General features: G+C 59.9%; 23 protein-coding genes. 15 read left to right on the top strand and 8 right to left on the bottom strand.

The genetic code is table 11. The features are described from left to right. Nucleotides 1–41 precede the first annotated feature (41 nt). Nucleotides 42–458 (top strand): hypothetical protein, encoded by a 417-nt coding sequence (locus tag G5137_RS04625; RefSeq protein ID WP_421205845.1) that lies wholly within the window; start codon nt 42–44, stop codon nt 456–458. 55 nt (nt 459–513) lie between these two features. On the opposite strand, the gene G5137_RS04620 is transcribed toward G5137_RS04625, so the two are convergent. Next, on the bottom strand, nt 514–1416 hold the full coding sequence (locus G5137_RS04620) for a LysR family transcriptional regulator (protein WP_421205844.1): 903 nt from the start codon (nt 1414–1416) through the stop codon (nt 514–516). 109 nt (nt 1417–1525) lie between these two features. Between G5137_RS04620 and G5137_RS04615 the strand changes: the two genes are divergently transcribed. The 4 genes from G5137_RS04615 to G5137_RS04600 all read left to right on the top strand — a co-directional run bounded on the left by G5137_RS04615 (nt 1526) and on the right by G5137_RS04600 (nt 4516). Next, entirely contained in the window at nt 1526–2086 is a 561-nt protein-coding gene (locus G5137_RS04615) for a YceI family protein (protein WP_216951725.1), read from the top strand. Beyond that, the gene (locus G5137_RS04610; RefSeq protein WP_216951724.1) at nt 2086–2823 is read left to right on the top strand and encodes a hypothetical protein; all 738 of its coding nucleotides are present in this window, start codon (nt 2086–2088) and stop codon (nt 2821–2823) included. The genes G5137_RS04615 and G5137_RS04610 overlap by 1 nt, the downstream gene beginning before the upstream one ends. 182 nt (nt 2824–3005) lie before the next feature. Then, complete coding sequence (locus G5137_RS04605; RefSeq protein WP_421255008.1) at nt 3006–4130, top strand: adenosylhomocysteinase; 1125 nt, start codon at nt 3006–3008, stop codon at nt 4128–4130. Nucleotides 4131–4207: 77 nt separating this feature from the next. Then, nucleotides 4208–4516 carry a SelT/SelW/SelH family protein gene (locus G5137_RS04600; RefSeq protein ID WP_005344153.1) on the top strand — a complete coding sequence of 103 codons (309 nt, stop codon included), beginning with the start codon at nt 4208–4210 and terminating at the stop codon, nt 4514–4516. Between the two features lie 114 nt (nt 4517–4630). Here the strand turns inward: G5137_RS04600 and G5137_RS04595 are convergent, their stop codons facing one another. Continuing rightward, on the bottom strand, nt 4631–6340 hold the full coding sequence (locus tag G5137_RS04595) for a lysophospholipid acyltransferase family protein (RefSeq protein ID WP_421235763.1): 1710 nt from the start codon (nt 6338–6340) through the stop codon (nt 4631–4633). 202 nt (nt 6341–6542) lie between these two features. Next, complete coding sequence (gene pepT / locus G5137_RS04590) at nt 6543–7766, bottom strand: peptidase T (RefSeq protein WP_421255007.1); 1224 nt, start codon at nt 7764–7766, stop codon at nt 6543–6545. Between the two features lie 1014 nt (nt 7767–8780). On the opposite strand from pepT, the gene speA reads away from it, so the two are divergent. Both speA and G5137_RS04580 read left to right on the top strand, forming a co-directional pair. Then, nucleotides 8781–10682 (top strand): biosynthetic arginine decarboxylase, encoded by a 1902-nt coding sequence (speA, locus tag G5137_RS04585; protein ID WP_005344160.1) that lies wholly within the window; start codon nt 8781–8783, stop codon nt 10680–10682. A gap of 272 nt (nt 10683–10954) precedes the next feature. Further along, complete coding sequence (locus G5137_RS04580) at nt 10955–11143, top strand: hypothetical protein (protein ID WP_005334402.1); 189 nt, start codon at nt 10955–10957, stop codon at nt 11141–11143. 74 nt (nt 11144–11217) lie between these two features. Here the strand turns inward: G5137_RS04580 and G5137_RS04575 are convergent, their stop codons facing one another. The 3 genes from G5137_RS04575 to G5137_RS04565 all read right to left on the bottom strand — a co-directional run bounded on the left by G5137_RS04575 (nt 11218) and on the right by G5137_RS04565 (nt 15317). Then, nucleotides 11218–11511: a hypothetical protein gene (locus G5137_RS04575; protein ID WP_421255006.1), complete on the bottom strand. Its 294-nt coding sequence runs from the start codon at nt 11509–11511 to the stop codon at nt 11218–11220. A 281-nt stretch (nt 11512–11792) separates the two neighbouring features. Then, nucleotides 11793–13799 (bottom strand): methyl-accepting chemotaxis protein, encoded by a 2007-nt coding sequence (locus tag G5137_RS04570; RefSeq protein WP_421255005.1) that lies wholly within the window; start codon nt 13797–13799, stop codon nt 11793–11795. Nucleotides 13800–14021: 222 nt separating this feature from the next. Then, nucleotides 14022–15317, bottom strand: coding sequence for an amino acid permease (locus G5137_RS04565; protein WP_159157265.1), 1296 nt, complete (start codon nt 15315–15317; stop codon nt 14022–14024). Nucleotides 15318–15568: 251 nt separating this feature from the next. Between G5137_RS04565 and G5137_RS04560 the strand changes: the two genes are divergently transcribed. From G5137_RS04560 to G5137_RS04535, 6 genes are all read left to right on the top strand, one after another. Further along, complete coding sequence (locus G5137_RS04560) at nt 15569–15952, top strand: Rid family detoxifying hydrolase (protein ID WP_005344164.1); 384 nt, start codon at nt 15569–15571, stop codon at nt 15950–15952. A gap of 22 nt (nt 15953–15974) precedes the next feature. Then, nucleotides 15975–17264, top strand: coding sequence for a serine dehydratase subunit alpha family protein (locus G5137_RS04555; RefSeq protein ID WP_201991871.1), 1290 nt, complete (start codon nt 15975–15977; stop codon nt 17262–17264). Between the two features lie 64 nt (nt 17265–17328). Next, the gene (locus G5137_RS04550; RefSeq protein ID WP_005334376.1) at nt 17329–17982 is read left to right on the top strand and encodes a helix-turn-helix transcriptional regulator; all 654 of its coding nucleotides are present in this window, start codon (nt 17329–17331) and stop codon (nt 17980–17982) included. Between the two features lie 154 nt (nt 17983–18136). Beyond that, on the top strand, nt 18137–18724 hold the full coding sequence (locus G5137_RS04545; RefSeq protein WP_159157263.1) for a histidine phosphatase family protein: 588 nt from the start codon (nt 18137–18139) through the stop codon (nt 18722–18724). 150 nt (nt 18725–18874) lie between these two features. Beyond that, the gene (gene fabV / locus G5137_RS04540) at nt 18875–20068 is read left to right on the top strand and encodes an enoyl-ACP reductase FabV (protein WP_005361765.1); all 1194 of its coding nucleotides are present in this window, start codon (nt 18875–18877) and stop codon (nt 20066–20068) included. A 162-nt stretch (nt 20069–20230) separates the two neighbouring features. Next, nucleotides 20231–21706, top strand: a complete 1476-nt coding sequence (locus tag G5137_RS04535; RefSeq protein ID WP_164537218.1) for a YfcC family protein — start codon at nt 20231–20233, stop codon at nt 21704–21706. A 63-nt stretch (nt 21707–21769) separates the two neighbouring features. Here G5137_RS04535 and G5137_RS04530 read toward each other — a convergent pair whose 3' ends face one another. Beyond that, the gene (locus tag G5137_RS04530; protein WP_043851260.1) at nt 21770–22984 is read right to left on the bottom strand and encodes a pyridoxal phosphate-dependent aminotransferase; all 1215 of its coding nucleotides are present in this window, start codon (nt 22982–22984) and stop codon (nt 21770–21772) included. Nucleotides 22985–23371: 387 nt separating this feature from the next. On the opposite strand from G5137_RS04530, the gene G5137_RS04525 reads away from it, so the two are divergent. Together G5137_RS04525 and aqpZ are read left to right on the top strand one after the other, a co-directional pair. Further along, nucleotides 23372–23581 carry a DUF1653 domain-containing protein gene (locus G5137_RS04525; protein WP_043851261.1) on the top strand — a complete coding sequence of 70 codons (210 nt, stop codon included), beginning with the start codon at nt 23372–23374 and terminating at the stop codon, nt 23579–23581. Between the two features lie 274 nt (nt 23582–23855). After that, nucleotides 23856–24545: an aquaporin Z gene (gene aqpZ / locus G5137_RS04520; RefSeq protein ID WP_421205840.1), complete on the top strand. Its 690-nt coding sequence runs from the start codon at nt 23856–23858 to the stop codon at nt 24543–24545. A 92-nt stretch (nt 24546–24637) separates the two neighbouring features. On the opposite strand, the gene G5137_RS04515 is transcribed toward aqpZ, so the two are convergent. Continuing rightward, the gene (locus tag G5137_RS04515; RefSeq protein ID WP_421255004.1) at nt 24638–25387 is read right to left on the bottom strand and encodes a lytic transglycosylase domain-containing protein; all 750 of its coding nucleotides are present in this window, start codon (nt 25385–25387) and stop codon (nt 24638–24640) included. Between the last annotated feature and the right edge of the window lie 65 nt (nt 25388–25452).

The raw sequence follows: 25452 nt of genomic DNA, 5'->3' as shown, positions 1-25452 counted from the left end.
AAATATGCGGCGCAGTCTAGTGGAATATAACGGGTAATCCAATGACGAAAACGATTTTATTTGGTGAGGGTGAGGTTCGTCAGAATCCTGTTCGGCTGGATCTCAACGCACTCTATCATCCCCCCAGGCAGCCGATGACGGCGCTGGGGATTGTCAGCGCGCTGGTGCCGTTGTTTGGTTTCGGCTGGCAGGCGATGACCCAGGACCCCGAAACCCAGCTGCGCCACGAGATCCGCAAACGGGTCAACAAGCACAAGACCGACGAGGCAAACCTTATTTTGATCCTGCAGCTGGCCGCCATGTTTGACTGCCCCGAGATTGAAGTGGCGCTCCCCTATGCCTTCAGTGAACAGCAGTTGTCGGTGATACGCACCCGTTTGCCACGCTGGCAGTTAAGCCTCGAGCAGGCGCGTCTGCTGGCAACGCTCGCCCCCGCAGCGGCCCCCAGCCAACGTTAGGTTGTCTGCCGGGCCAGCAGGCCGGAAAGTCAGAGCAAACCGTCAGCGTTGACCATCAGGTCGTCGCATCCCACTGTTGCGGGGCGAGATAGCGCTCCTGCACGAACTCGATAAAGCAGCGCACCTTGGCCGAGACGAAGCGGCGGTGCGGATAGACCGCATAAAGTCCCACCTCTCCCTTGTCCCACTCCGGCAGCAGGCTGACCAGCTGTCCTGACCGCAGGGCCTCCCCCACGATAAAGGTGGGCTGCAATATGATGCCCTGATCATCACAAGCGGCGCGGGTCAGCGCCACCCCGTTGTTGGCCCGCAGCGGCCCCTGTGGCCGGATGCTCTGCTGCTCGTTTCCCCGTTTGAAGTGCCACTCCGGCTGGGTCAGGGTGTAGATCAGACAGTCGTGCTGCTTGAGATCCTCGGGTTTTTCCGGTCTGCCCTTGCGCGCTAGATAGGCGGGGCTGGCGCAAAGCTCGACCCGAATGGTGGCAAGCTGGCGCGCCACCAGCGAGGAGTCGCTGAGGTGGCCGATCCGCAGCGCCAGATCGAACCCCTCTTCCACCAGCGCGACCCGCCGGTCGCTGTACTCGATATCGAGCTTGAGATCGGGAAAGCGCTGGCGAAACAGCGGCAGGGCGGGGGAGAGGTGCAGATAGCCAAAATCCATCGGCACCGAGAGCTTGAGGGTACCGTTCGGCTGCTGGTTGTGGTGGGTCAGCTGGCTGTGGGTCTCTTCCAACTCCGCCAGCAGGGCGAGGGAGCGCTGGTAGTAGAACTGGCCCGCTTCGGTGGGATTGACCTGACGGGTGGTGCGCGACAGCAGCCGGGTGGCGAGGGACTCCTCCAGCTGCTGCATTAGCTTGGAGGCCATGGCGACCGAGATGCCGAGCTGGTTGGCGGCCTTGGTAAAGCTCTGGCACTCCACCACCTTGATAAAGGTACGCATGGCGGCGATCTGGTCCATTTTCCATCCTCAGTAAATAATGAATTTAATAAATCACTGATTATTCATCTTCAGAACGAGGTTAGCATTTTAACCACTGATGTGAACCCCAAGATGAAGGAACGAACGGATGAAAATGACCAAGGCTCTGCTGGCCTCCTGCCTGTTTATGGTTACCCCTCTGATGGCGGCGGATTACGATGTGGATGCGGCGCACACCACGGTGCAGTTCAAGGTGGGTCACCTGGGCTTCTCCGAGCTGGTGGGTCGCTTCAACACCTTCAGCGGCACCTTCAGCATGGATGACGCCAACCCGGCGGCCGCCAAGGCGAGCTTTGAAGTGGATGCCGCCAGCGTCGACTCCAATCACGAGGCCCGCGACAAGCACCTGCGCAGTCCGGACTTCCTCGACGTGAAGCAGTATCCCAAGATGACCTTCGTCAGCTCCGCTTACGAGGGCACCAAGGATAAAGGCGTGCTGAAAGGGACCCTGACTCTGCACGGTGTCTCCAAGGAAGTGGCCTTCGATCTGGTCAAGATCGGTGAGGGCAAGGATCCCTGGGGCGGCTACCGCAGCGGCTTCAACGCCTCCACCACCATCAAGCGCAGTGACTTTGGCGTGAGCTACATGCTGCCCGGCATTCCGGACGAGATGAACATCAACCTGTTTGTCGAAGGCGTGCGCAAGTAATGGGCGCGGAACTTCTGCTGCAAACCCTGGCGGCTCCTCTGGGAGCCGCTTTGCTATCGTGGCGCTGGCCGCGACTGGGTTATCTGTGGGGCGCGCTGGCGCTCTGGCTGGTGGGCTCATTGCTCGGCGGTCTCTATGGTATTCCGGCCAAGGCGTGGCAGTGGCTGCCGCTGACCCTGCTGGTGCCCGCCATTGCGGCTCAGGTGAACGATCTGCGCGGTTCACTGCTGCTCTTTGCGGTGTTCAGTGCGCTGGTGTGGTGGCAGGGATTGGCCTCGGTACTGGCGAGCGAACCCGGGATCTGGCTGGCGCTACTGCCCGCCATCCTCTGGTTTGGCTGGAGCACCTTGCGCTGTGATAGCCGCGAGGGGCTCGGGTTTGCCCTCGGCTTTATCTGGCTGGCGCTGGTGATCGGCATCGATGGTAGCCTGCTGATTGCCCAGTTGGCCGGTGCGCTGGCCGCTTTCGCCGGTTTTCGCGCCCTGCTTGCCACCTTTGTTGGCATCAAGGTAGCCCCAGCCGGTCTGGCGCTGGCCCTCGCCTTCGTCCAGATGCTGGCCTGGCAATATGTGGAGGTGCCGCTGGTGGTGTTGCTGCCGGTCTGGTTGCTGCCGCTGCTGGAGTGGGCGTTACGTGACAAACCCTGGCCAGTGCGTTGGAGTGGGCTGATCCTGCTCGCTGCCGCGGGAACCGGGCTCAGCCTATGGTGGGTCTGGCCTGCTGCTTCTTTGTACTGATACTTGTGTGGAAAATGGTCAAATGGCGCCATTTTTGCATACTCGCTCATACTCTTGGTAGATAATGATTGAGCCCCCTATGTGTTTCAGATAAAAAGGATTTTCATTTTATTTGGACACACACAGAACCCGGCCGCGCCGGGTTCTGTTTGCCTGCTTTGCGGCACATAAGGAGGCCACAGTTGCGCAGTCAAGGATCTGAGCATCTGTTTTTTCGCCATTTCACCGGACAGGGACGTATCGATGGTCTCTGCATTCTGCTGGTCACTCACCTGCTTCCCGATCGCCCCCGTTTTATCGACGCTCTCGGTCAGATTGGACGGATTGGCGCCATTTTGCCCAAACCGAAATCGGTACACCGTCCGACCCTGGAGTGGGTATCCCAGCACTATCCGGTGCTGCCCCTCAACCGGCGCTGGACCAATGAACCCGACAGTCTCATCCAGCAGATTGCGCCGCTGGTGGCCCCCCACGAGCGGTTGCTGATCCTCGATATAGGCGGTTACTTTGCCAAAACCCAGGTGATCTTGAGTGAATACTTCGGCCCCCGTTTCCTCGGGGTGGTGGAGATGACCGAGAACGGCCATCAACGCTATGAACAGGAGGTGCTGGCGACTCCGGTGGTGTCGGTGGCGCGCAGCCCCCTCAAGCAGGCCGAGGATATCCAGATTGGTTTGAGCGTGGTCTACTCCGCGGAGTCGCTGGCTCGTAACCTCAACCGTACTTTCAACGTCTGCGAAGCCGTGCTGTTTGGCTATGGCAAGGTGGGGCGCAGCATCGCCCGCGACCTGCGCTGTCGCAACCTCCATCTCGGGCTGGTGGAGACCGATGTGCTGCGACAGGTCGAAGCGCTCTCTCACGGTTTTCGCTTGATCACCAAGGCTGAAGCCTTGAGCCGCGCCGAGCTGGTGATCTGCTCTACCGGCAACGGCTCACTGGATTTGGCGGATCTGCAGGCGCTGCGCCCCGGCACCATGGTCGCCTCGGTCACCTCGGCCGATGACGAGTTTGCCTTCTCGCTGGCCCAGTTGCCGTGGCCGAGCGAAGAGGTGTGCCCCCATGTGCTGGCCCTCAACCGGCCGGATGGTACCCAGATCTACCTGCTCAACCGGGGCGAGGCGGTCAACTTCGTCCATGGCGCCGTGATTGGCGAATATGTCTATCTGGTGCTGGCGGAGATCATGGAAGGGATCCGGATGCTGGCGGCAGGCCCTCTTGCTCCCGGCCTGTTCGAGCTGCCAGAATCGGCGATGCGTACCATTGCCCGCCATTGGCTGGCCGATTTTCATGGGGTTGATCAGCGCTGATTTGACCGAACCGGGATTGGCCATTGGGTGGCGGTACGCCATTTCCCGCCATTGGCCGCTTTTTTATGGAGTCACTCATGACCGAGTCTGAAACCCTGATCAGCAAACCCCGCATCGAAATCCGCTACTGCACCCTCTGTCGCTGGATGCTGCGCGCCGCCTGGCTGGCGCAGGAGCTGCTTTCCACCTTTGACAGCGATCTGGGGGAGGTGGCGCTGGTGCCGGCCAGCAAGGGGGAGTTCCGCATTCTGGTGAACGGGGTGCAGGTGTGGGATCGGGTGGTCGATGACGGCTTCCCCGAGGCCAAGGAGATCAAGCAGCGGGTGCGCGATGTTATCGCCCCTGAGCGGGATCTCGGCCACTCGGATCGCAAGGCTGCCGAGTAACGCCAGATGGGCCGAGCGCCTCGAAAAGGTGCTGAGCATGAGAGCTAAAGGAGAGGGAGGCGATGGCCTCTCTCTCCTTTTTTGCCTTTGGCTGTTTGCCTGGCGCCTACAGGGCTATGAGCGCGGCTCGGCCAGATGACTGCCGATATAGCGGGCCCGCTTGTGGGGCTTGATGCGGCTCACATCGACCCACACCAGGCCATCGATGCAGTGGTTGAAGTCGGGGTCGATACCAAAGTCCATAAATTGCACCCCGCCCGGCTCGCACAGCTCGGAGTACTGCTTGTAGAGGGTGGGGATGGCGCAGCCCAGATTGTCGAGACGGGCCTTGAGTGCTTTGAGATCGGCGCCGTAATCCACCCCTTCGAACAGAGGCTGCGTCTCGGGGTAGGGACGGCGGGAGGGGGCCAGCGCCAGCTCGGGGGCAAAGTGCTGGCGGTAGAAGCTCACCAGCAGATCCTTGGCCGCCGGCGGCAGGCTGCCGGAGAGCGACACCGGGCCAAACAGGTAGCGGTAGCGGGGATAGCGGGCCAGATAGGCACCGATGCCGAACCAGAGATAATCGAGCCCCCGCTTGCCCCAGTAGGCGGGCTGGATAAAGCTGCGGCCAAGCTCGATAGCCTGCTCCAGCCGGGGCAGCAACTTATCCTCAAAGCCGAACAGGGTGTGGCTGTAGAGGCCATCCTTCCCCTTGCTGGCCAGCAGCTCCGCCACCGGGGCAAAGCGGTAGGCGCCGATAATGTCGAGTCGGGCCGGATCCCAGAGGATCAGGTGGTGATAGTCGTTGTCAAAACCATCGAGATCCCGCCGCTTGCCAGACCCTTCCCCCACTGCGCGAAAGGCGATCTCCCGCAGTCGCCCCAGCTCGCGCAGGATCACCGAGTGGCTCAGTTCGTGGCGGCGGTAGAGGTAGATCCCCTGACCATCCGGGGTGGTGCCGAGCTGTTCGCAGCTTTCGATGGCCTGTTTGAGCTGGCGGCGATCCCCCGGCAGGGCGATGGGGGCCTCGGTCTGCAGCCGTCCCGCCTTGCCACGGCCAATCCGGTAGAGGTGGTTGCGCACCAGCCGCGCCGCCGTCTTGGCGGGCAGCTCCTGAAAACTGCCGAGCGGAATGCGCGCTCCTATGGTCACCGGCAGGGTCTGCCCCTGCTGGCGAAACAGCTGGCGCACCAGCAATAGGGCGGAGGCGGGCTTGTTGAGCCAGGAGGCGAGATAGAACCAGAGGCTGTTGCGCCCTCCCAGATGGATGGGCACCAGCGGGGTGCGGGTGCGCTGGGCCAGCTTGATAAAGCCTGCCTGCCAGGGGCCATCTTTCACCCCCTTGAGGCCAAGCCGCGAGACTTCGCCTGCGGGGAAGATCACCAGTGCCCCTTCATGGGCGAGGTGTTCGTTCATGGCGAGGATGGCCTGTCGATCGGTCTTGCCCTCCATATTGTCTACCGGCAATAGCAGAGGGCGCAGCGGCGCGAGTTGGGCCAGCAGCTGGTTGGCGACGATCTTCACATCGGGGCGAATGCGACCGAGCAGTTGTAGCAGCGCCAGTCCGTCCAGCGAGCCGATGGGGTGGTTGGCGACAAGAATGACCCGGCCGCTGGCGGGAATATGCTCCAGTTGCGCCTCGCTGACCCGATAGTCGAAATCGAGCTGGGTCAGCGCCTGCTCGACAAAGTCGAGGCCGCGCAGGTGCGGGTAGCGGGAGGCAAAGGCGGCAAAGGCCTGCTCGTTGAGCAGCCAGCCCAGCAGCCGCTTGAACAACGGGGTAAGCAGGGGATAGCCAAGCAGGCGGGGGAAGTGCTGGGTCAGCAGGGTATCGATAGTGAACATCTGGGGGGCTCCGGCGATCCGTTGCTCCCAGCATGATGTGACACTGTTCCCGCGACATGTCAGCGGGATGACAGTTTGATGGCAGCGGCGGCCAGTTGCTCCTGAGCGACCCTCCCCGGTTTCCCTTTCTTGATGGGTGATGGCCAGATAGCAAGGGGGGCGCCGGTTAACCGGCTCCCCCCTTGGTTGTCATGGTAATTGATTAGCCGCGCCAGGCTGCGGTGAGGCGCACCAGCTCCACCAGGGTGGCGACCGATTTCTCCATGGATTGCAGCGGGATGAACTCGTGCTTGCCGTGGAAGTTGTGGCCACCGGTGAAGAGGTTGGGGCAGGGCAGACCCATAAAGGAGAGGCGGGCGCCATCGGTACCGCCGCGAATGGGCTTGATCTTCGGCACCACGTCGGCGGCCTCCATGGCGGCCTTGGCCAGCTTGACGATATGCATGTGCGGCTCAATCTGGCTGCGCATGTTGTGATAGCTGTCGGTCAAGGTCAGCTCGATGCGGGCCTTGGGATATTCGGCCTGCAGGGCGGCCACCCGGCTCTGCATCTCGGCCTTGCGCGCGGCGAAATGTTCGTCGTCGAAGTCACGGATGATGTAGTGCAGGGTGCTCTCTTCCACGGTACCGCTCATCTGGGCCAGATGGAAGAAGCCCTCATACCCGTCGGTGCACTCCGGGGTCTGCTCGGCAGGCATGGCTGCGTGGAAGCGGGCGGCCAGGGTCTGGCTATTGATCATGTTTCCCTTTGCGGTGCCGGGGTGGACGTTGTTGCCGATAAAACGCACCGTGGCGCTGGCAGCGTTGAAGTTTTCATACTCCAGCTCGCCCAGTTCGCCGCCATCCACGGTATAGGCCCACTTGGCCGGGAATCTCTCCAGCGGGAACAGGTTGGCGCCGCGGCCGATCTCCTCATCCGGAGTAAAGCCGACCCAGATATCGCCACGTGGGATCTCGGGGTGGGCCTGCAGGTGGTCGATGGCGGTAAGGATTTCGGCAATGCCTGCCTTGTCGTCGGCGCCCAGCAGGGTGGTGCCGTCGGTGGTGATGAGATCCTGACCCAGATAGTTTTTCAGGAAGCGGTAGTCACGGATGGCGAGCACCTCGTCACCCTTGCCAAGGCAGATGTCGCCGCCCTGATAGTTTTCGATGATTTGCGGTACTACGTGCTCCGCCTCGTAGTCGGCGGTGTCCATGTGGGCAATCAGGCCGATGGCGGGGGCGTCCGGCTGGTTGCCTGGCAGGCAACCGGTGAGGTAGCCGTGCTCATCCAGAGTGACCTGGGTCAGCCCCAGCGCCTTCATCTCTTCTTGCAGGGCACGGGCAAAGATCAGCTGGCCTTCGCTGCTGGGGCAGGCTGGATTGGTCTCATCGGAGCGGGTATGAAAAGTTACGTAACGCAGAAAACGCTCAAGCAGGGTATCCATTAGTCAGCCTCTAACCGATTGTGAGCGGTCATTGTGGCCAATCCGTGCGGGGCACTCATTGCGTCAGCGCAGGTTTTTCCCATTTTTTGACGCAAGGGAAGAGCGGCGAATGTGCGGCGCGCGGGGCAACGTCCGGGAGGGAGATCGCATAAATGTGGCATTTATTGCGATATTTAGGCGCTGGCGGTGGCGGCCAAATTCCCCTCAGCGACCGCACAGCAAGGCGTCAGCCCAATCATGGCGTTTTCACACACTTTTCAAGGGGAAACCGGGCTGTCGCATAACCTGCGCCATCCCAGAGCCCGCCTGCCCGCCAGCAAGATTTGATCGACTTATTAAAAGGGGATTTTGAACACTATTTTTTATTGTCACTGCCCGCGGTAAGTGTGTACACTCCGCGCCGATCCAAGGGCAACCCTGAAGCAGGCAGAGCCGCCAGAAACCCGACCGATCATACGCCTATAGGGCGAGGCACGCAGAAACGACAGACACTGCTGGGGAATGGTTTCTTTAATACCGGTTAGGCTCCGGTATCAGGGAGAACAACAGACTCTCATCCTTCATTTGACCGAGTGGGCCACCGGCTCATCATCTTCCCTTGTCATGGGCGGTCACTGACGATGAGGTGGGCTGTGGTTGTTGTCGTCTATCAACACGCATGCGTGCTGGCGCCTTCGCTTCTCTTCCTTGGAACCCTCTCCTTCTGTCGGGATCGCTGCCGAATGATGAACTGACGGCGTGGCTGATGTCGTCTGTCATCAAAGTACCGCGGCGCCACGGCATAGTGGCACCGCATACCGTTGAGCTTGATGTAAAGCCACCAGCCCCACATCAAGACTCGTTACTTCCCCAAGATCCACCAGGCAGCCTCTGGCTTGCCGCGATGTGCAAAGCGCTGGTTTGGGTGGCTGCGTCTCGTGATGGCAGCGCTCGCCGTACTCTGCACTAGATGGTCTGGATGTGATTGAGGGTAACGAAGGCGACTTTGGGTCGCTCATTTGCGAGGCATAGCCCATGACTAACTGGTCCAGCAAGGACTCCTTGAAGGTCTACAACGTTCCCTACTGGGGTGCGGGTTTTTTCAATATCAATGACGCCGGTCATGTGACCGTCGCCCCCGACAAATCACGCCCTGACGCGCATATTGTGCTCTCTGACGCCATCGAACAGTTGCGTCAGTCCGGGCTGACCACCCCCGTGTTGCTGCGCTTCCCTGACATCCTCAAGAGTCGGGTCGATGCGCTGTTCAACGCCTTTGGTCAGGCCATCGAAAAGTCTGGCTATGAAGGGGACTACCTCTGCGTTTACCCGATCAAGGTAAACCAGCAGCGTCGTGTCATCGAGACCATCAGCCAGTCCTACAGCGACAAGCCCCGGCTTGGCCTGGAAGCTGGTTCCAAACCGGAACTGCTGGCCGTGCTGTCCCATCACCATGAGCAAGGCTCGGTGATCGTCTGCAACGGTTACAAAGACCGCGAATATATCCGCCACGCCCTCTTGGGCAACCTGATGGGCCACAAGGTCTACATCGTGGTGGAGAAGCCCTCCGAACTGGAGATGGTGCTGGACGAGTCAGCTCGTCTCAACATCAAGCCCAACATCGGGGTGCGTGCCAAGCTCGCTTCCACCGGCTCCGGCATGTGGGAATCGAGCGGCGGCTCCATGTCCAAATTCGGTCTCTCTGCCTCCCAGATCCTGGCGCTGATCGAACGTCTGCGCGGGCTGGGCAAGCTGGATTGCCTGCAACTGCTGCACTTCCATCTGGGCTCCCAGATCGCCAATATCCGCGACATTCAGGGCGGCATCCGCGAGTGCGGCCGTTTCTACGCTGAACTGCGTCGCCTCGGTGCCAACATCGAAGTCGTGGACGTCGGCGGCGGCCTGGGGGTGGACTACGAGGGAACCCGTTCCCAGAGCCACTGCTCCGCCAACTACAGCCTCTCCGAGTACGCCAACAACGTGGTATGGGGCATCGGCGATGTCTGCCGCGAGTTCGACCTGCCGCACCCGACCATCATCAGCGAGTCCGGCCGTGCTCTGACCGCCCACCACGCCGTGCTGGTCACCAACATCATTGGTGCCGAAGGGGTGGAGATGAACGACATCAGCGCGCCGGACGAAGATGCACCGACCATTCTGCAGAACATGTGGAAAGGCTGGCTGGATCTGCGCAGCGAAGATCCCTCCCTGCTGGAGATCTTCCATGACTCGGTAGCCGATCTGGGTGACGTGAATACCCAGTACACCATGGGCCTCTTGAACCTCGAACAGCGTGCCTGGGCCGAGATGCTGCACCAGAACACCTGTCTGGCACTCAAAGAGATGCTCAACCCGGTCAACCGCAACCACCGTGCGCTGGCTGACGAGCTGAGTGAAAAGCTGGCGGACAAGTGCTTTGCCAACTTCTCCCTGTTCCAGTCCCTGCCGGATGCCTGGGGTATCGGTCAGGTATTCCCGGTGATGCCGCTGGCCGGTCTCGATCGTCCGCTTAGCCGTCGCGGTATCCTGATGGATATCACCTGTGACTCCGACGGTCAGGTCGAGCACTATGTCGACGGTCTGGGGGTCGAGAGCACCCTGCCGATGCCGGTCTACGGCGAGAACGAAGAGTGCCACGTCGGCTTCTTCCTGGTCGGTGCCTATCAGGAGATCCTGGGCGATCTGCACAACCTGTTTGGTGACACCCACTGCGCGGAAGTGTGGCTGGACGAAGAGGGCAAGATGGACATTCGCAACGTGGTGCGCGGCGACACCGTCGACCAGCTGCTGCGTTATGTCAACATCGACCCGTCCGTGATCCGCGAAAACTACCAGCGGATCGCCGCTCACCCGGCGCTGGACGATGCCACTCGCAAAGCCCTGCTCGACGAGCTGGAGCTGGGCCTGCAAGGCTACGCCTATCTGGAAGACGAATAAGCCTTCTGTTTGCCCCTCGCTTTTGAGGGAAAATGAAAAAACGGCGCCTGCGGGCGCCGTTTTTGTTACCGGGGGCCATCCGGCGATATGACAGGGCACTCGGCCCGTCTTCATTCGGATAACCTATGGTGGCTCGGGGCATCCGCAGGCCACAGATCTGGCTGATATCTGTCCCTTTCAGCCGCTTCCCTTGATCTGCATCAAGCGTGAACCTCGGTGGTTATTTTACGGTCAGAAGTGATGCTGATGGAATGTAACAAAAGGATGTGCATATGGAACTGAAAAGGGACCCGAGATGCTATACCGACGTCTGTATCGACGGTAAGTGGTATCACTACGACCACTGCAGCACCAACGTCTATATGCTGATGGGAGGCGCCGCGCCGAGCCTTCAGCTGGCCTATGAGCCGAGCAGCGAAGAGGAGCTGATCGAGATGCTCCAGCAGCTGGGGCGCTTCTGACTTACCGAATTGATGTCTTGCCATATGGCCATCGGGTGCGTTGCCACGATGGCCACGACTCTTTACCGTTGTACCTAATCTCGACGGGTTTTATTGCCTAATAGCCCCTTGCCAATCTCCAGCATGGCGACGGCTGCGGCATAGGTGCTATCGGACTTGCCTATCTCATCGGCCACATAGAGGAAGTTGGAGCGATACTTCTCCACCGCCTCGCGCGGGTTAGCTGCGTCGATAAAATCCTCTTCCACCTCGAACCCCTGCGTCAGCAGCGCCGCTTTCTCGGGCAGGAAGGTGGGGGAGGCCATGTCGATAAAAGTGTACTGCTGCCGGTTGGAGGCCGGGATAGAGAAAAACTGGTACTTCGCCATGTGCGATACCTCGCCTGAACGGTTGTGTCGTGATGCGAGCTTCCTCTCGCCGAACTCTTGTCGAACTGCCTATCGGGCGTCGAACTGATCCCCGGGCCTGTGGCTGGCAAAAAGGTAACGTTCGAATCTTGTTGTGGCTGAAGATTACTCCGCTTTATCCTCATCGCACAATGGTTAGTCGATACTTTTTTCGCCAAGAAAAACAATGCTGCCTGATCGTCTGAATTTGCAAAAAACCAGCCCCGGTAGGGGCTGGCGATGGAGTGGGGGCGGGCGCTGGCTCAGAGCACGAAGCTCTGTACCATGGCGCGCAGCTGTTCGGTGAGCTGGTGGATCTGGCGGGCTGCATCGCGGGCAGCGTTGGCTACTTGCAGCGCCTCGTCGCTGCCATCCGAGATGCGCACCACGTTGCGTTCGATCTCGTTTACCACCGCACCCTGCTGCTCGATGGCGCTGGCGATGATGGCGTTGGTATCGACCATCCGATCCACCTTCTCGGTGATGGCACCGAAGGCCTGTTTTGCCTCCTGCGCCAGCCCGACCCCCTCCTGCGCTTCATGGCTGGCCGCCGACATGGCGGTGACCGAGGCGCGTGCGCCGGATTGCAGCTGTTCAATCATCTGCTGGATCTCGACGGTAGCCCCCTGGGTGCGGTTGGCAAGAGACCGCACCTCGTCGGCCACCACCGCAAAGCCGCGACCCTGCTCACCGGCTCGGGCCGCTTCGATGGCCGCGTTGAGGGCCAGCAGGTTGGTCTGTTCGGCGATGCCGCGGATCACGCTGATGACGCCGCCAATCTGGCTGCACTGCTGCTCCAGCTGGCCTATGGTATCGGCGGTGCGCAGCACCTCGCGGTTGATATGGTCGATGGCCTTGATGGTGCGCTCCACCACATCCTCGCCCTGACCGACCACGTTCTGCGCCTCCTGGGTCATGCGGGCGGCTTGCAGGGCGTTGCCCGCCATGTCCTGTGAGGTGGCGGCCAGCTCCTTGATGGCGGTGGCGACCTGATGGGTCTCTCCTTGCTGATCAGCAATCACCTCCTGTGAGCGGCAGGTGCGCGCTTCGATCTCGGTAGCGCTCTCCACTACTGTGACGCCATTTTCCCGCACTCGCAGCATCAGGGTGCGCAGGGTCTCCAGCGTCACGTTGTAATCGTGGCTGATGGCGGCCAGTTCGTCCTGACCGACGATCTCGATATGCTGGCTGAGATCTTGGGCGTTGACCCGGGCGGCAATATCACGCACCCGCCCTACGGTTTCGCGCAGGGAGAGATAGGCGCCGATCATCAGGTAGAGGTAGAGCAGCAAGCTGACGGTCAGCGGCGCTGTGACCCACCAGAAGTGGCGCTGGTTGGCGGCCAGCCGCTGATGCAGGTCGGCCTCCAGCCGCTGGCGTACCTGGCCTGCCAACGCGCTGATAGCCTCGTCCATCTTATCCCCCAGTGCCTGTACCTCCTTGGTGGAGAGCTGCACCAGCTGATCCTTCATCATCTTGTTTTCCATGGTCTCGACCCCCTGACGCACCAGCTGTATCAGAGCATCAGTTTGCTGACCCAGCTCGGCGCGGTATGCCGGTTCGATCTGGTAGAGCAGGGTCAGATCGGCCTCCAGCTCCTGCAGGGTGGCGCTGATAAGGTCGAGACGAAAACGCAGGCCGCTGTAGCCCTCTGCCTGAAACAGGCCGAAATCGGCGATGGTGGCAGCGCGATCCCGCACCTGGGCCAGCAAGTCGCGCAGCTGCGGCAACCGTTCGCTGGCGAGGATCACCATGTAGTAGGTACCGAGCGACGGATCCTGGATCAGGCTGCTACTGGCAGTAATGTGCTTGTAGAGATGGCGCACCTCGGTCAGCAGCTTGTCGTGGCGCAGGTTGCTCTGCTCCACTTCCAGCTTGCCCGCTTCGCCCTGCAGGGCGGCCCAGCCCTGCTGGATCACCTCAAAGGAGGGGTTGTTCTGGCGGGTGTCGGCAAAGGCTTGCAGGCTCTGATCAACTGTTTGTGCGGCCGCCTTGACCTGATCGTCACCGACCGGATCCACCTCATAGGCGTGACGGGTCACCAGATTGCGATGGGTTAGCAGGGCTTGCTCGATAGCGGGTACGGGGGCGAGATTGACCACTCCCGCCAGCTCGCGGTTGGCCTGCGCGTTGTCATCCTGCAGCCGCCCCAGCAGATTGGTCATGCTGTAGGCCAGTGGCAGCAGCATCAGGCAGGACCAGAGCAGGAATTTGTATTTGAAGGAGAGCTGATTGCCCAGCTTGATGGCCGGGTTGAAAATCCATTTCATATGAGGCCTCGATAACCGATAAGACGGGTGCATGCGGTGATGCCTGAATATTACTCCGCACCAGACCCCTTGGGGGAGGTCAGCTTGCAAGTTGTGATCCCCTTGGCTTTTTGCCCCGCGGGGTGACTTGGCAGCCGCAGCGACAGAGAGGCGGGTTGCGCCAATAAAAAACGGGCCACCCGAAGGTGGCCCGAAGTCGATAAGGAGGGCGTTTGCAATCGATCAGTTGAACGCCAGGAAGGGCGAGACACAAAGGAGCAGGCCGGTGACGATGATTATGTAGAGGGAGGTGCCCTTGTACTTGTGCAGCGCCGGTACCTGATAGACCAGATAGGCCGGGATGAGACAACCCACCATGCCGAAGATGGGGCTGCAGATAGAGGTGAAGCTCAGTACCGGGGCGTTGAGCACGATGGCACCCCAGGAGAGCATGACGGTAAACACCATGATCCCTTTGCCGACCAATCCTTTGTTGATGCGGTTTTCCGGCAGCACCCGGCGCAGCAGGTTCATCGCCAGACCCTGACAGGCTTCACGGAAACCGAGGTAAACGCCGAAGTAGGCGGTCATCACCGCGAAGATGTTGAGGGTGAGGCTGAGCAGCTTGAGAGTCTGGCCGGGCATCCCCTGGGCCACCATGGCCAGTGCGGAGATGTTCTCTTCAGAGGCTTTGACCGCCTGATCGTGTCCCATGGCAAGGGTAAAGGAGACCGCGTAGAAGAACACAACTACGAACAGGATGCCGAAGGCGATATTCATGGCGCGCATCGCCTTGAAGCGGGCCACTTCCAGCGACTTTTCCCGCGAGCGGTAGGAGATCACCATGGGGCTCAGGCTCTGGATAAAGAGGATGGAGGTGAGGGTAAAGGGCAGCATGATGATGGCATCCTTCATCCAGTCACCGGCAGCGGGCATGGCGGTGATGTTGGATGCATCCCACTTGTCCACCATCATCAGGCCGAGCACGGCCACCACGCTGATCTTGGTCAGCACCATAAAGGTGGAGATCTTGAACAGCAGGTTTTCGCCGCGCGAGGCCAGTGCCACCAGACCGCAGATCAGCACCAGACCGTAGAGCGGGTTTTCGGAGAGCAGACCGTCGGTAACGCCGAAGCTCTGCAGGAAGGAGGCGCTGTCATTGGTGATGGCGGTGGAGTAGACGAAGACCCAGATCACCAGCATCACGAAGTAGAGGGCGCCGAGCAGCACACCCCAGTTCTTGCCAAGGTAGCCGGTGATGACGCTGGGGTAATCCTTGCACTCCGGCGAGGTGGCCAGGGTGTTGATAAAGAGGCGTTGGAACATGTACATGGCGGGGTAACCGATCACTGCCGAGAGCAGAAAGACCCACAAGCCCATCAGCCCCACCTGTACCGGCAGGAAGACGATCCCCGCGCCGATGGCCATGCCGATGCTCATGATGATCCAGCCCCAGTCGGTGCTGTCGAAGCGAACCGCTTCTTTCCATTCCAGCGTGCCCATCGCGGGGCTGGCTAGTGTAGTGCTATGCGCGTCCATTAAAACCTTCTTTTTTGTAGGGATGTGGGAAAGCGGCGCAAATATAGTTGAATGAAACCGTCATAAACAATGCCCATAAGAGTACTTTTGTTCAAATCAGGATGATGATCACGGTTTATATTGAGGCCGAAAGGTGCCTTTAAACGCCATTTTTGTATCTTTTTGTTGAATGGATAAAATAAAAAGCAAATAATGTTGAACGGAATGAGATTCACGATTGCAAAAAAAATTGCACAAACAGGAGTGGCTATATGAAACGCATCATCACAGCAGCAGCGGCACCTGACGCTATCGGTCCCTACAGCCACGGCACTGCCTATGGCGACCTTATCTTTACCTCCGGTCAGTTGCCGGTCTGCAAGCAGCAGGGTGGTGTGGTGGAAGGGGGGATTGCCGCCCAGACCCGCCAGTCACTGGAAAACCTGAAGTCCGTGCTGGAAGCCGCAGGCGGCTCGCTGGATACCGTGCTCAAAACCACCTGCTACCTCGCCGAGATCAGCGATTTTGCCGCGTTCAACGAGGTCTATAAAGCCTATTTCCAGAAAGATTGTCCGGCGCGCAGCTGCTTCGCAGTGAAGGATCTGCCGATGGGCGTCAAGGTTGAAGTGGAAGCGATCGCCCATATCGCTCGTTAATGCTGATAAAAAGGTTCAAGTGATGAAACAAGCGTGGCAGCAGTATCTGCAGATTATTCAACAGGTTGTCAAACCAGCGCTGGGTTGTACCGAGCCAATCGCCGCCGCTTATGCCGCGGCTGTCGCCGCTCGGCAACTGGGGTGTGAGCCCGGTCGCCTTGAGGTTGCGGTGTCGGACAATCTCTATAAAAACTCGATGGGTGTCTATGTGCCGGGCACCGGCAAGATCGGTCTGGCCATTGCGGCCGCGGCCGGTGCCATCGGCGGTAACGCCGACGCCGGGCTGGAAGTGCTGGCCGCGATCCAGCCAGCACAGGTGGAGCGTGCCCAGCAGCTGATCGATGCCGGCAAGGTGCAGGTGAGCCGCACCGCCGCCCCCGAGTTTATCTTCTGCCGCGTGACCGTTTATGGCTCTGATGACAAGGGTGAAGAACACAGCGCCGAAGTGACCCTCTGCGGCGGTCATACCCGCATCGTCGAGCAGCGCCGCGATGGCGAGGTGACCTTCACCGCCGATCAGAGCCAGGGCGGCGCCACCGGTTCCATCTGCGATGGCGTCGATATCAGCATCGCCGCCATCTACGAGTTCGCCACCCAGGTGGAGTTCGAGCAGATCAGGTTCATCCTCAAAGCCTCCGAGCTTAACGGCAAGCTTTCTGCCGAGGGGATGAACAACCCCTATGGCCTCGAGATCGGCCGCACCATGCAGCAGAACATCAATGCCGGTCTTATCGGTGAGGATGTGATGAACCGCATCGTGATGATGACGGCGGCTGCCTCTGATGCCCGCATGGGGGGGGCGACCCTGCCAGCCATGAGCAACTTTGGCAGCGGCAACCAGGGCATTGCCGCCACCATTCCGGTGATGGTGATTGCCGAGCGCTTTGCGGCCAGCGAAGAGCAGCTGGCTCGCGCCCTCATCATGAGCCATCTGGGCGCCATCTATATCAAGTCCCACTATCCGCCGCTGTCGGCCTTCTGTGGCAATACCGTGACCAGCGCGGCCGCCTCCATGGCAATGGTTTATTTGGCGGGCGGCAGCTTCGAGCAATCCTGCTTCGCCATCCAGAACGTGCTGAGCGACAGTGCCGGTATGGTATGTGACGGGGCGAAAGCCTCCTGCGCCATGAAGGTGAGTACCTCCTCCGGTGCGGCGGTGCGCGGCTTCCTGATGGCCCTCAACAGCCACTCGGTGTCGGGGCAGGGGATCGTCGCCGGTGACGTGGATCAGACCATCCGTAACGTGGGTCAGATGGTGAAGGAGGGCATGTCTGCCACAGACAGCACCATTATTGATATCATGTCCGCCTGATGTCCCTGTCGGTTGCTGCCCGGCGTCTATTGTCCGGCAGCAACCCTTGCAAGAAGGTCCCATTGTGAAGCTGCAAGAGTTGAGTCCGAGCGATTTTGAGATCCTCAAGTCGATGGAGAACATTGTGGACGGCATCGCCGCCATGTATGGTCAGCACACCGAAGTGCTGCTCCACAGTCTGGATGCGCGCAATCCCTCGATCGTCAAGATTGCCAACGGCCATATCACCGGCCGCAGTGTCGGCGCCCCCATCACCAACCTGGCGATGATGAAGCTCAAGAGCGGGCAGGATATCTCCAGCCCCTACATGACCAAGTGTGCCACCGGCAAGACGCTGCGCTCCATTACTACCGTGATCCGCAACGGGGAGCACAGGGCCATCGGGTTGCTCTGTATCAACAGCGACATGGATGCCCCGCTGCAATCCGTGCTGCGCACCATGATGCCGGAGTGCATGCACCCCCACGAGAGCCATGCCACCCCGGAGGTGTTCGCCCGCAACATCGACGAAGCGCTCAACAGCACCATCGACACCGTCAGTGCCGAGGTGCGAGGCAACGAGGCGGTGCCCCCGTCCCAGAAGACCCGGGTTATCGTCAACCAGCTGCACGACATGGGGATCTTCGAGTTAAAAGACAGCGCCCAGATTGCGGCGCGCCAGCTCGGCATTTCGGTCCACTCCATCTACCGCTATCTGCGGGAGATCAAGAAGGGCTGAGCCGACACACTCTGGCCAAATTGGCAGCAAACGGGTCAGTCTTGACCCGTTTTTTACGCCCGCTTTAGCCTCTCTGTTCGGGCCATCCTTCGGGCTCATCTGCTATCATTTTCCCCCTTTATTTTTCTATCTCTCTGAACGTGCTGGAGAAATCATGTCTCGACTCATCTATCTGCTGCGCCATGGCCAGACCCGCTTCAATGCTGAGCAGCGTCTGCAGGGGCGTTGCAACTCCGATCTGACCGACAAGGGTGAGGCGCAAGCCATCGCCATGGGGCGGCGCCTTGCTGGCGAACTGGCGGATCCTGCCCGCTGGACCGTCTATGCTAGCCCGCTCGGCCGTGCTCGTCAGACTGCGCAGCTGGTGTGCGAGCAGTTGGGACTGTCAGCTGATCGCATCATCTGGGACGATCGGTTGATGGAGCTGGGGATGGGAGAGTGGGAGAGCTGCCAGATCCCGGTGCTGCGGCTCGCTCATCCCGAGCTCGATATCGGCAAGGGGGACTGGTATCTGCAGGCACCGGGGGCCGAGAGCTTCGAGAGTATTCAGCGCCGGGCGCACCTGTGGTTGCAGGATCCCGCGATCGCCGAGCGTGCCATCGTTATCTCCCACGGTCTGCTCGGTGCCATGTTGCGCGGCGTCTATGCCGATCTCGGCTATGAGGCGACCTGGTCACAGGAGTTGCCGCAAGATGCCTTCTATAAGCTGCAGGATGGCCACATTACCCGCATTGCCTGCTAGTTGCCGTGAGGTGGCACCATGGCATGGACCATGATGGCCACCTTCGGATGCCCATTTTTGCCGCAGTTCAACACATCAGAGCACCTTATCGCGGCAAGATGAGGTATCTTATGCCCCGATTTCATCCATTAAACGGATCCGAGACCCCATATGATCATCAAACCCAAGGTTCGCGGCTTTATCTGCACCACCACTCATCCGGTCGGTTGTGAAGCCAATGTTCGTCGCCAGATTGCTTACACCAAGGCTAAGGGCACCATCGAGAATGGCCCCAAGAAGGTGCTGGTGATCGGCGCTTCCACCGGTTATGGCCTGGCCTCCCGGATTGCGGCTGCCTTCGGTAGCGGCGCCGCCACCCTCGGCGTCTTCTTTGAAAAAGCGGGCACCGAGTCCAAGACCGGTACCGCTGGCTGGTACAACTCTGCCGCCTTCGACAAGGCAGCCAAAGAGGCGGGCCTCTACGCCAAGAGCGTCAACGGCGATGCCTTCTCCAACGAGTGCCGCGCCAAGGTGATCGAGCTTATCAAGCAGGATCTGGGTCAGATTGATCTGGTGGTCTACTCCCTGGCCTCTCCGGTGCGCAAGATGCCGGAAACCGGCGAAGTGGTGCGCTCTGCCCTGAAACCGATCGGTGAGGTCTACACCACCACCGCCATCGATACCAACAAGGATCAGATCATCACCGCCACCGTCGAGCCGGCGAACGAGGAAGAGATCCAGAACACCATCACCGTCATGGGCGGTCAGGATTGGGAGCTGTGGATGGCTGCCCTGCGTGATGCCGGCGTGCTGGCTGACGGCGCCAAGTCCGTGGCCTACTCCTACATTGGTACCGATCTGACCTGGCCAATCTACTGGCACGGTACTCTGGGCCGCGCCAAGGAAGATCTGGACCGCGCCGCTGCCGCCATCCGTGGCGATCTGGCTGCCAAGGGCGGCACCGCTCACGTGGCCGTGCTCAAATCCGTGGTGACTCAGGCCTCTTCCGCCATTCCGGTGATGCCGCTCTATATCTCAATGGCCTTCAAGATCATGAAGGAGAAGGGCATTCACGAGGGGTGCATGGAGCAGGTGGATCGCATGATGCGCACCCGTCTCTACGCCTCCGACATGGCGCTGGACGATCAGGCTCGCATCCGTATGGATGACTGGGAACTGCGCGAAGATGTGCAGCAGACCTGCCGCGACCTGTGGCCATCCATCACCAGCGAGAATCTTTCCGAGCTGACTGATTACACCGGCTACAAGCAGGAGTTCCTGCGCCTGTTCGGTTTCGGTCTGGACGAGGTCGATTACGATGCGGATGTAAATCCGGATGTGAAATTCGACGTGGTCGAGCTCTGAGTCTGACTCAAGTGAAAACAGGGCCCCGCGGGGCCCTGTTTTTTTGGCAAACATTCCGCTAATTTGCGGAATTTTATTATCAGCGATCACCTTTTTCCCATATCAAACCCGCTAGTCTTGCGCTGATCGGATCACAGACGGCATTGCCGAGGAACGGAAGCTATGACCACTCCAAACGAGGCGCCCAAGAAGCGCCAACTCCCCACTGTCTATACCCTGCTTTTTATCATCATCGCGCTGATGGCCGCCCTGACCTGGGTGCTGCCAGCGGGCAAATATGACTATGTCACCGCCAAGACCCAGCAGCCGGTTGCGGCAGCGGCCGTGGCCGATTACAGCGGCGACGAGCGGCTGTTGCCTGTACCCGGCAGCTACACCGAGTTACCCGCCCACCCGCAAGGGGTATTCGAGGTGCTCAAGGCGCCCATCCAGGGTTTTCACAAGGCGGCCGATGTGGCGCTGTTCGTGCTCATCATCGGCGGTTTTCTCGCGGTGACCATGCAGAGCGGTGCGCTGGATGCCGGGGTTGGGGCCATTGTGCGTGGCTTTGCCGGGCGTGAGCGGTTGCTAATTCCTGTGTTGATCGCCCTGTTTGCCCTCGGCGGCTCCACCTTCGGCATGGCAGAGGAGACGGTAGCCTTCTGGGCGCTGATCGTGCCGGTGATGATGGCGGCGGGCTTCGATCGCATGGTGGCGGCGGGGATTATCCTGCTCGGCTCCGGGGTCGGGGTGCTCGCCTCCACCGTCAACCCGTTTGCCACCGGTATCGCCTCGGGCTTTGCCGGTATCCCCATCGGTGAGGGGATTGGCCTTAGGGTTGTGCAGTGGCTGCTGCTGGTGATCTTCGCCTCCTGGTTCGTGATGCGCTACGCCAAGCAGGTGCAGCAGGACAAGTCCCGCTCCGTGCTGGCCGACATCGCCTATGACGACGAGTTTTCCCAGATGAAGAGCGGCAACCTCGCCTTCACCGGCAAGCAGAAACTCACCATGCTGGTCTTCTTCGGCACCTTCCTGCTGATGATTTACGCGGTGGTGCCCTGGTCGGATTTGGGGATCGACGTGCTGCCCACCTTTGGCTGGTGGTTTGACGAGCTCTCGACCCTGTTCTTCAGTGCCTCCATCCTGATTGCGCTGATCAACCGGATGCCGGAGTCCAACTATGTGGCGACTTTCCTGAGCGGCGCTCGGGATCTCATCGGGGTAGCGCTGGTGGTGGCGGTGGCGCGCGGCATCTATGTGGTGATGGAGCAGGGCGTCATCATCGACACCATTTTGCACTGGGCCGAGGGGCTGGTGACCGGACTCTCCTCATCGGTCTTCATCCTGATGGCCTATCTGGTGCACATCATCCTGAGTTTTTTCATCCCCTCCACCTCGGGGCTGGCGACCGTCTCCATGCCGCTGATGGGGCCGCTGGCTGACTTCTCCGGTATCTCCCGGGATCTGGTGATCACGGCCTATCAGTCCGCCTCCGGCTGGATCAACCTGTTTGCCCCCACCGCCGCTCATCTGGTGGCCGGTCTGGCGCTCGCCAAGATCCCCTACGATCGCTTCGTGCGTTGGGTGCTGCCCTTTATCATCGGCGTAGCCCTCATCACAATGGCGGTGCTGGTGGCCGGAGCTCTGCTGCACGGCTGATGGCACGGATAAAACCACAGATAACAAAAAGGCTCCCGCGGGAGCCTTTTTCATGAGCTTTGCTTACTGCTTGTAGCCCTTGAGGAAGCGGGCGAGGCGGCCGATGGCATCTTCCAGCTCCTCTTCGCGGGGCAGGAACACCAGCCGGAAGTGATCCGGTGCCGGCCAGTTGAAACCTGTGCCCTGCACCAGCAGCAGCTTCTCTTGCTGCAGCAGGTCGAACACCATCTTCTGGTCATCGCGGATGTCATACACCTTGGGGTCGAGGCGCGGGAACATGTAGAGCGCCCCCTTGGGTTTGACGCAGGAGACCCCGGGGATCTCGTTCAAGAGCTCCCACGCCTTGTCCCGCTGCTTGCGCAGGCGGCCGCCCGGCAGGATCAGCTCGTTGATGCTCTGGTAGCCGCCAAGCGCAGTCTGGATGGCGTGCTGCATCGGCACGTTGGCACACAGCCGCATGGAGGCCAGCATTTCCAGCCCTTCAATGTAACCGCGGGCACGGCCTTTGGGACCTGTGATGACCATCCAGCCCTGACGGAAGCCGCAGGCACGGTAGGCCTTGGAGAGGCCGTTGAAGGTCACCACCATCACGTCGTCGCATAGAGTGCAGACGCTGGTGTGGGAGATATCGTCGTAGAGGATCTTGTCGTAGATCTCGTCGGCGAAGATGATGAGGTTGTGCTGGCGGGCGATCTCGATCACCTCCAGCAGGAACTCGCTGCCGTAAACGGCACCGGTCGGGTTGTTGGGGTTGATCAGCACCAGGCCGCGGGTGCGAGGGGTAATGCGGGCACGGATGTCGTCGAGATCCGGGTACCAGTCAGCCCCTTCGTCGCAGCGATAGTGCACCGCATGGCCACCGGAGAGGGTGACGGCGGCGGTCCAGAGCGGATAGTCAGGGGAGGGCACCAGCATCTCGTCGCCGTTGTTGAGCAGCGCCTGCATCGCCATCACGATCAGCTCGCTGGCGCCGTTGCCGATGTAGATGTCGTCGATGTCGACCTTGCGCATCCCTTTTTGCTGGTAGTACTGCATCACCGCCTTGCGGGCGGAGAAGAGCCCCTTGGAGTCGCAGTAGCCCTGGCTCTGGGGCATGTTGAGGATCACATCTTTGATGATCTCTTCCGGCGCATCAAAGCCGAACGGGGCCGGGTTGCCGATGTTGAGCTTGAGAATGCGGTGGCCTTCGTCTTCGAGGCGGCGAGCTTCTTTATGCACCGGGCCGCGGATGTCATAGCAGACATCGTCGAGCTTGTGCGACTTGTCGATTGTGAACATGGTGACAGTGATTCCTTCCCCACAGGGACGCGTTGGCGAAAAAGGCGGTTTTTAGTATCAAATATCTTTTCCCCTATTCTTCACAGAATTGAATGCTAGAACAATCTTCTTTTTAGTAGATATTCCTGATTTTTAGCCCCAAAACAGAGTTATTAAAAGGTTAAATTCAGCACGATCGTTTGTGCTTGGCAAGGTTCACCAGTGAAAGATGGGGGAGTGATTAACAAAGCTACTCTACTGTGTTGAAATCTTCACGCTCTCTGGCACGATTGGCTTGTGTAAAAAAGCCTCTTCATCGTCATTTCCGACGAGAAAAAGCTGATACAACTGGCACTGGCCAGCGCATATTTCCCCTTTCCCGTCCTGTTCTATCTGCAGAGGTATCCCATGCATGCACCCACACCCGGTCGCTATCGTCACTTCAAGGGGGGCTACTATCAGGTGCTGACCCTGGCCAGCCATACCGAGACAGGCGAGCAGCTGGTGATCTATCAGTCGGAACAGGATGGCGCCGTCTATGCCCGTCCAGTCGCCATGTTCATGGAGTGGATTGAGCATCAGGGTCAGGTGGTCAGCCGTTTTTCGCCGATCAAGTGATCCGCTGGTGTGGCCCTGAATTGTTGATCAACAAATAGACAGAACAGGCCTTTGGAGTCATAAGTTGTCGCATGAGGCTCCTTGTTGGCAACAGCCTCTGTGTGGCTTGCTACTGATAAATATCTCTATTAATCAACCAATTGTGACTTGAGTCACGTTTTCTGGCGACTGGTAACCGGGTTCGCATCGGCTATTGCTGCTCCCATAATGCTGCGCGTGTTAACGCATGGCCCCTTTGCGGGCCTTTTTATCTCATCTTATCGGGAGACATACAGTGAAACCTGTTGCAGCAGAGTTTTTGGGAACCTTCTGGCTGGTATTGGGAGGTTGTGGCAGTGCCGTGCTGGCTGCAGCCTTCCCCCATGTGGGGATCGGCCTCTTGGGCGTATCGCTGGCATTCGGCCTGACCGTGCTGACCATGGCCTATGCCATCGGCCATATCTCCGGTTGCCATCTCAACCCGGCCGTCACCATCGGTCTGTGGGCGGGTGGTCGTTTTCCGGCATCCGGTGTACTGCCTTATATCGTGGCGCAAGTGCTGGGTGGCATTGCCGCCGCTGCCGTGCTTTACGTGATTGCCAGCGGTCAGGCCGGTTTTGATCTCTCCGCCGGCTTTGCCTCCAACGGCTACGGTGAGCACTCTCCGGGCGGCTACAGCATGATGGCGGCACTGGTGTGCGAAGCTGTGATGACCGGCTTCTTCCTGTTCGTCATCATGGGCGCTACCGACAGCCGTGCGCCAGCTGTGCTTGCTCCGGTTGCCATCGGCCTGTGCCTGACCCTGATCCATCTGGTGAGCATTCCGGTGACCAATACCTCGGTCAACCCGGCCCGCAGTACCGGCGTTGCGCTGTTTGTCGGTGACTGGGCGGTCAGCCAGCTGTGGTTGTTCTGGGTTGCCCCGATTGTCGGTGCCATTCTGGGTGCGCTGGCTTATCGCCTGGTGGCGACGGAGCAGAAGTAATCATTTGCGAAACAAAGTGTGGTATCGACACGCCTGAGGGCGTGTTTTTTGTTTCTGGAGGAGTGAGATAAGAGAACTCACCAAGCCAAACGTCAGAGTCCCTTGGCCTGCAGCATCTCTTTGTAGCGCTGATGGAGCAACTGGACGCGCTCCACATAAGCGCGCGTTTCCGCATAGGGTGGGATGCCGCCATGTTTTTGTACTGCGCCCGCCCCGGCGTTGTAGGCCGCGGTCGCCAGCGCAATGTTGCCGTCATACTGCTTGAGCAGTCCCGCTAGGTATTTCACCCCGCCGAAGATATTCTGCTCCGCCAGCAGGGCATTGCCGACCCCCAGCTCCCGCGCCGTAGCAGGCATTAGCTGGGTCAGCCCCATCGCCCCCTTGCGGGAGACCGCCAGTGGATTGAAAGCCGATTCGGCGTGAATGAGCGCTCGGATCAGCGCAGGCTCAACCTGATAGGTCTTTGCTGCTGCCTTGATGGTGCTGGCATAGTCATAGAGAAACAGTCCTGTGGTCTGCCAGTTGACGCTGGATATGGGGTCGCAGGCGAAGCAGTCGTTGAACAGCAGCAGTTCGTAATGGCCCTGTTCGGGCGCCATATCGGAGTAACGTACTACCCCGTTTTGCTGCACCGATTTATAGACCTGGATCTGCTTCTTGCCGCCAGCGGCGGTTGCCGCTGTTTGAGTGGTTTCGGGTTGTGGGGCGGGCGCAGCATGATTGACCGGGCGCAAGGGAGAGGGGGCTGCGGTCAGGAAGACCACCTCCGCGGGAGGGGGCGTCTGGCTCCATCCACTCAAGGGGATCAACACCATCTGGCCTGCCAGCATCCATGCTTTCAACCGTCACACTCCTTCCCTGGATCATCATGTTGAGTAAAGCACCATGGCGAGTGCAGAACAAGCGT

The sequence above is a fragment of the Aeromonas sp. 600282 genome (assembly GCF_049175755.1).
Taxonomy (GTDB): domain Bacteria; phylum Pseudomonadota; class Gammaproteobacteria; order Enterobacterales; family Aeromonadaceae; genus Aeromonas; species Aeromonas veronii_A.
The sequence above is the reverse complement of the archived record's forward strand: the minus strand, read 5'-3'. Positions and strand labels throughout refer to the sequence as shown.

Excerpts from the sequence above, each read along its gene's own strand:
- G5137_RS04575 (WP_421255006.1), bottom strand. The coding sequence starts at position 11,511 with ATGGCGAAGTACCAGTTTTTCTCTATCCCGGCCTCCAACCGGCAGCAG.
- G5137_RS04560 (WP_005344164.1), top strand. The coding sequence starts at position 15,569 with ATGAAACGCATCATCACAGCAGCAGCGGCACCTGACGCTATCGGTCCC.
- speA (WP_005344160.1), top strand. The coding sequence starts at position 8,781 with ATGACTAACTGGTCCAGCAAGGACTCCTTGAAGGTCTACAACGTTCCC.
- G5137_RS04620 (WP_421205844.1), bottom strand. The coding sequence starts at position 1,416 with ATGGACCAGATCGCCGCCATGCGTACCTTTATCAAGGTGGTGGAGTGC.
- G5137_RS04600 (WP_005344153.1), top strand. The coding sequence starts at position 4,208 with ATGACCGAGTCTGAAACCCTGATCAGCAAACCCCGCATCGAAATCCGC.
- G5137_RS04555 (WP_201991871.1), top strand. The coding sequence starts at position 15,975 with ATGAAACAAGCGTGGCAGCAGTATCTGCAGATTATTCAACAGGTTGTC.
- G5137_RS04570 (WP_421255005.1), bottom strand. The coding sequence starts at position 13,799 with ATGAAATGGATTTTCAACCCGGCCATCAAGCTGGGCAATCAGCTCTCC.
- G5137_RS04610 (WP_216951724.1), top strand. The coding sequence starts at position 2,086 with ATGGGCGCGGAACTTCTGCTGCAAACCCTGGCGGCTCCTCTGGGAGCC.
- G5137_RS04595 (WP_421235763.1), bottom strand. The coding sequence starts at position 6,340 with ATGTTCACTATCGATACCCTGCTGACCCAGCACTTCCCCCGCCTGCTT.
- G5137_RS04565 (WP_159157265.1), bottom strand. The coding sequence starts at position 15,317 with ATGGACGCGCATAGCACTACACTAGCCAGCCCCGCGATGGGCACGCTG.
- G5137_RS04530 (WP_043851260.1), bottom strand. The coding sequence starts at position 22,984 with ATGTTCACAATCGACAAGTCGCACAAGCTCGACGATGTCTGCTATGAC.
- G5137_RS04525 (WP_043851261.1), top strand. The coding sequence starts at position 23,372 with ATGCATGCACCCACACCCGGTCGCTATCGTCACTTCAAGGGGGGCTAC.
- fabV (WP_005361765.1), top strand. The coding sequence starts at position 18,875 with ATGATCATCAAACCCAAGGTTCGCGGCTTTATCTGCACCACCACTCAT.
- G5137_RS04545 (WP_159157263.1), top strand. The coding sequence starts at position 18,137 with ATGTCTCGACTCATCTATCTGCTGCGCCATGGCCAGACCCGCTTCAAT.
- G5137_RS04625 (WP_421205845.1), top strand. The coding sequence starts at position 42 with ATGACGAAAACGATTTTATTTGGTGAGGGTGAGGTTCGTCAGAATCCT.
- G5137_RS04535 (WP_164537218.1), top strand. The coding sequence starts at position 20,231 with ATGACCACTCCAAACGAGGCGCCCAAGAAGCGCCAACTCCCCACTGTC.
- G5137_RS04580 (WP_005334402.1), top strand. The coding sequence starts at position 10,955 with ATGGAACTGAAAAGGGACCCGAGATGCTATACCGACGTCTGTATCGAC.
- pepT (WP_421255007.1), bottom strand. The coding sequence starts at position 7,766 with ATGGATACCCTGCTTGAGCGTTTTCTGCGTTACGTAACTTTTCATACC.
- G5137_RS04615 (WP_216951725.1), top strand. The coding sequence starts at position 1,526 with ATGAAAATGACCAAGGCTCTGCTGGCCTCCTGCCTGTTTATGGTTACC.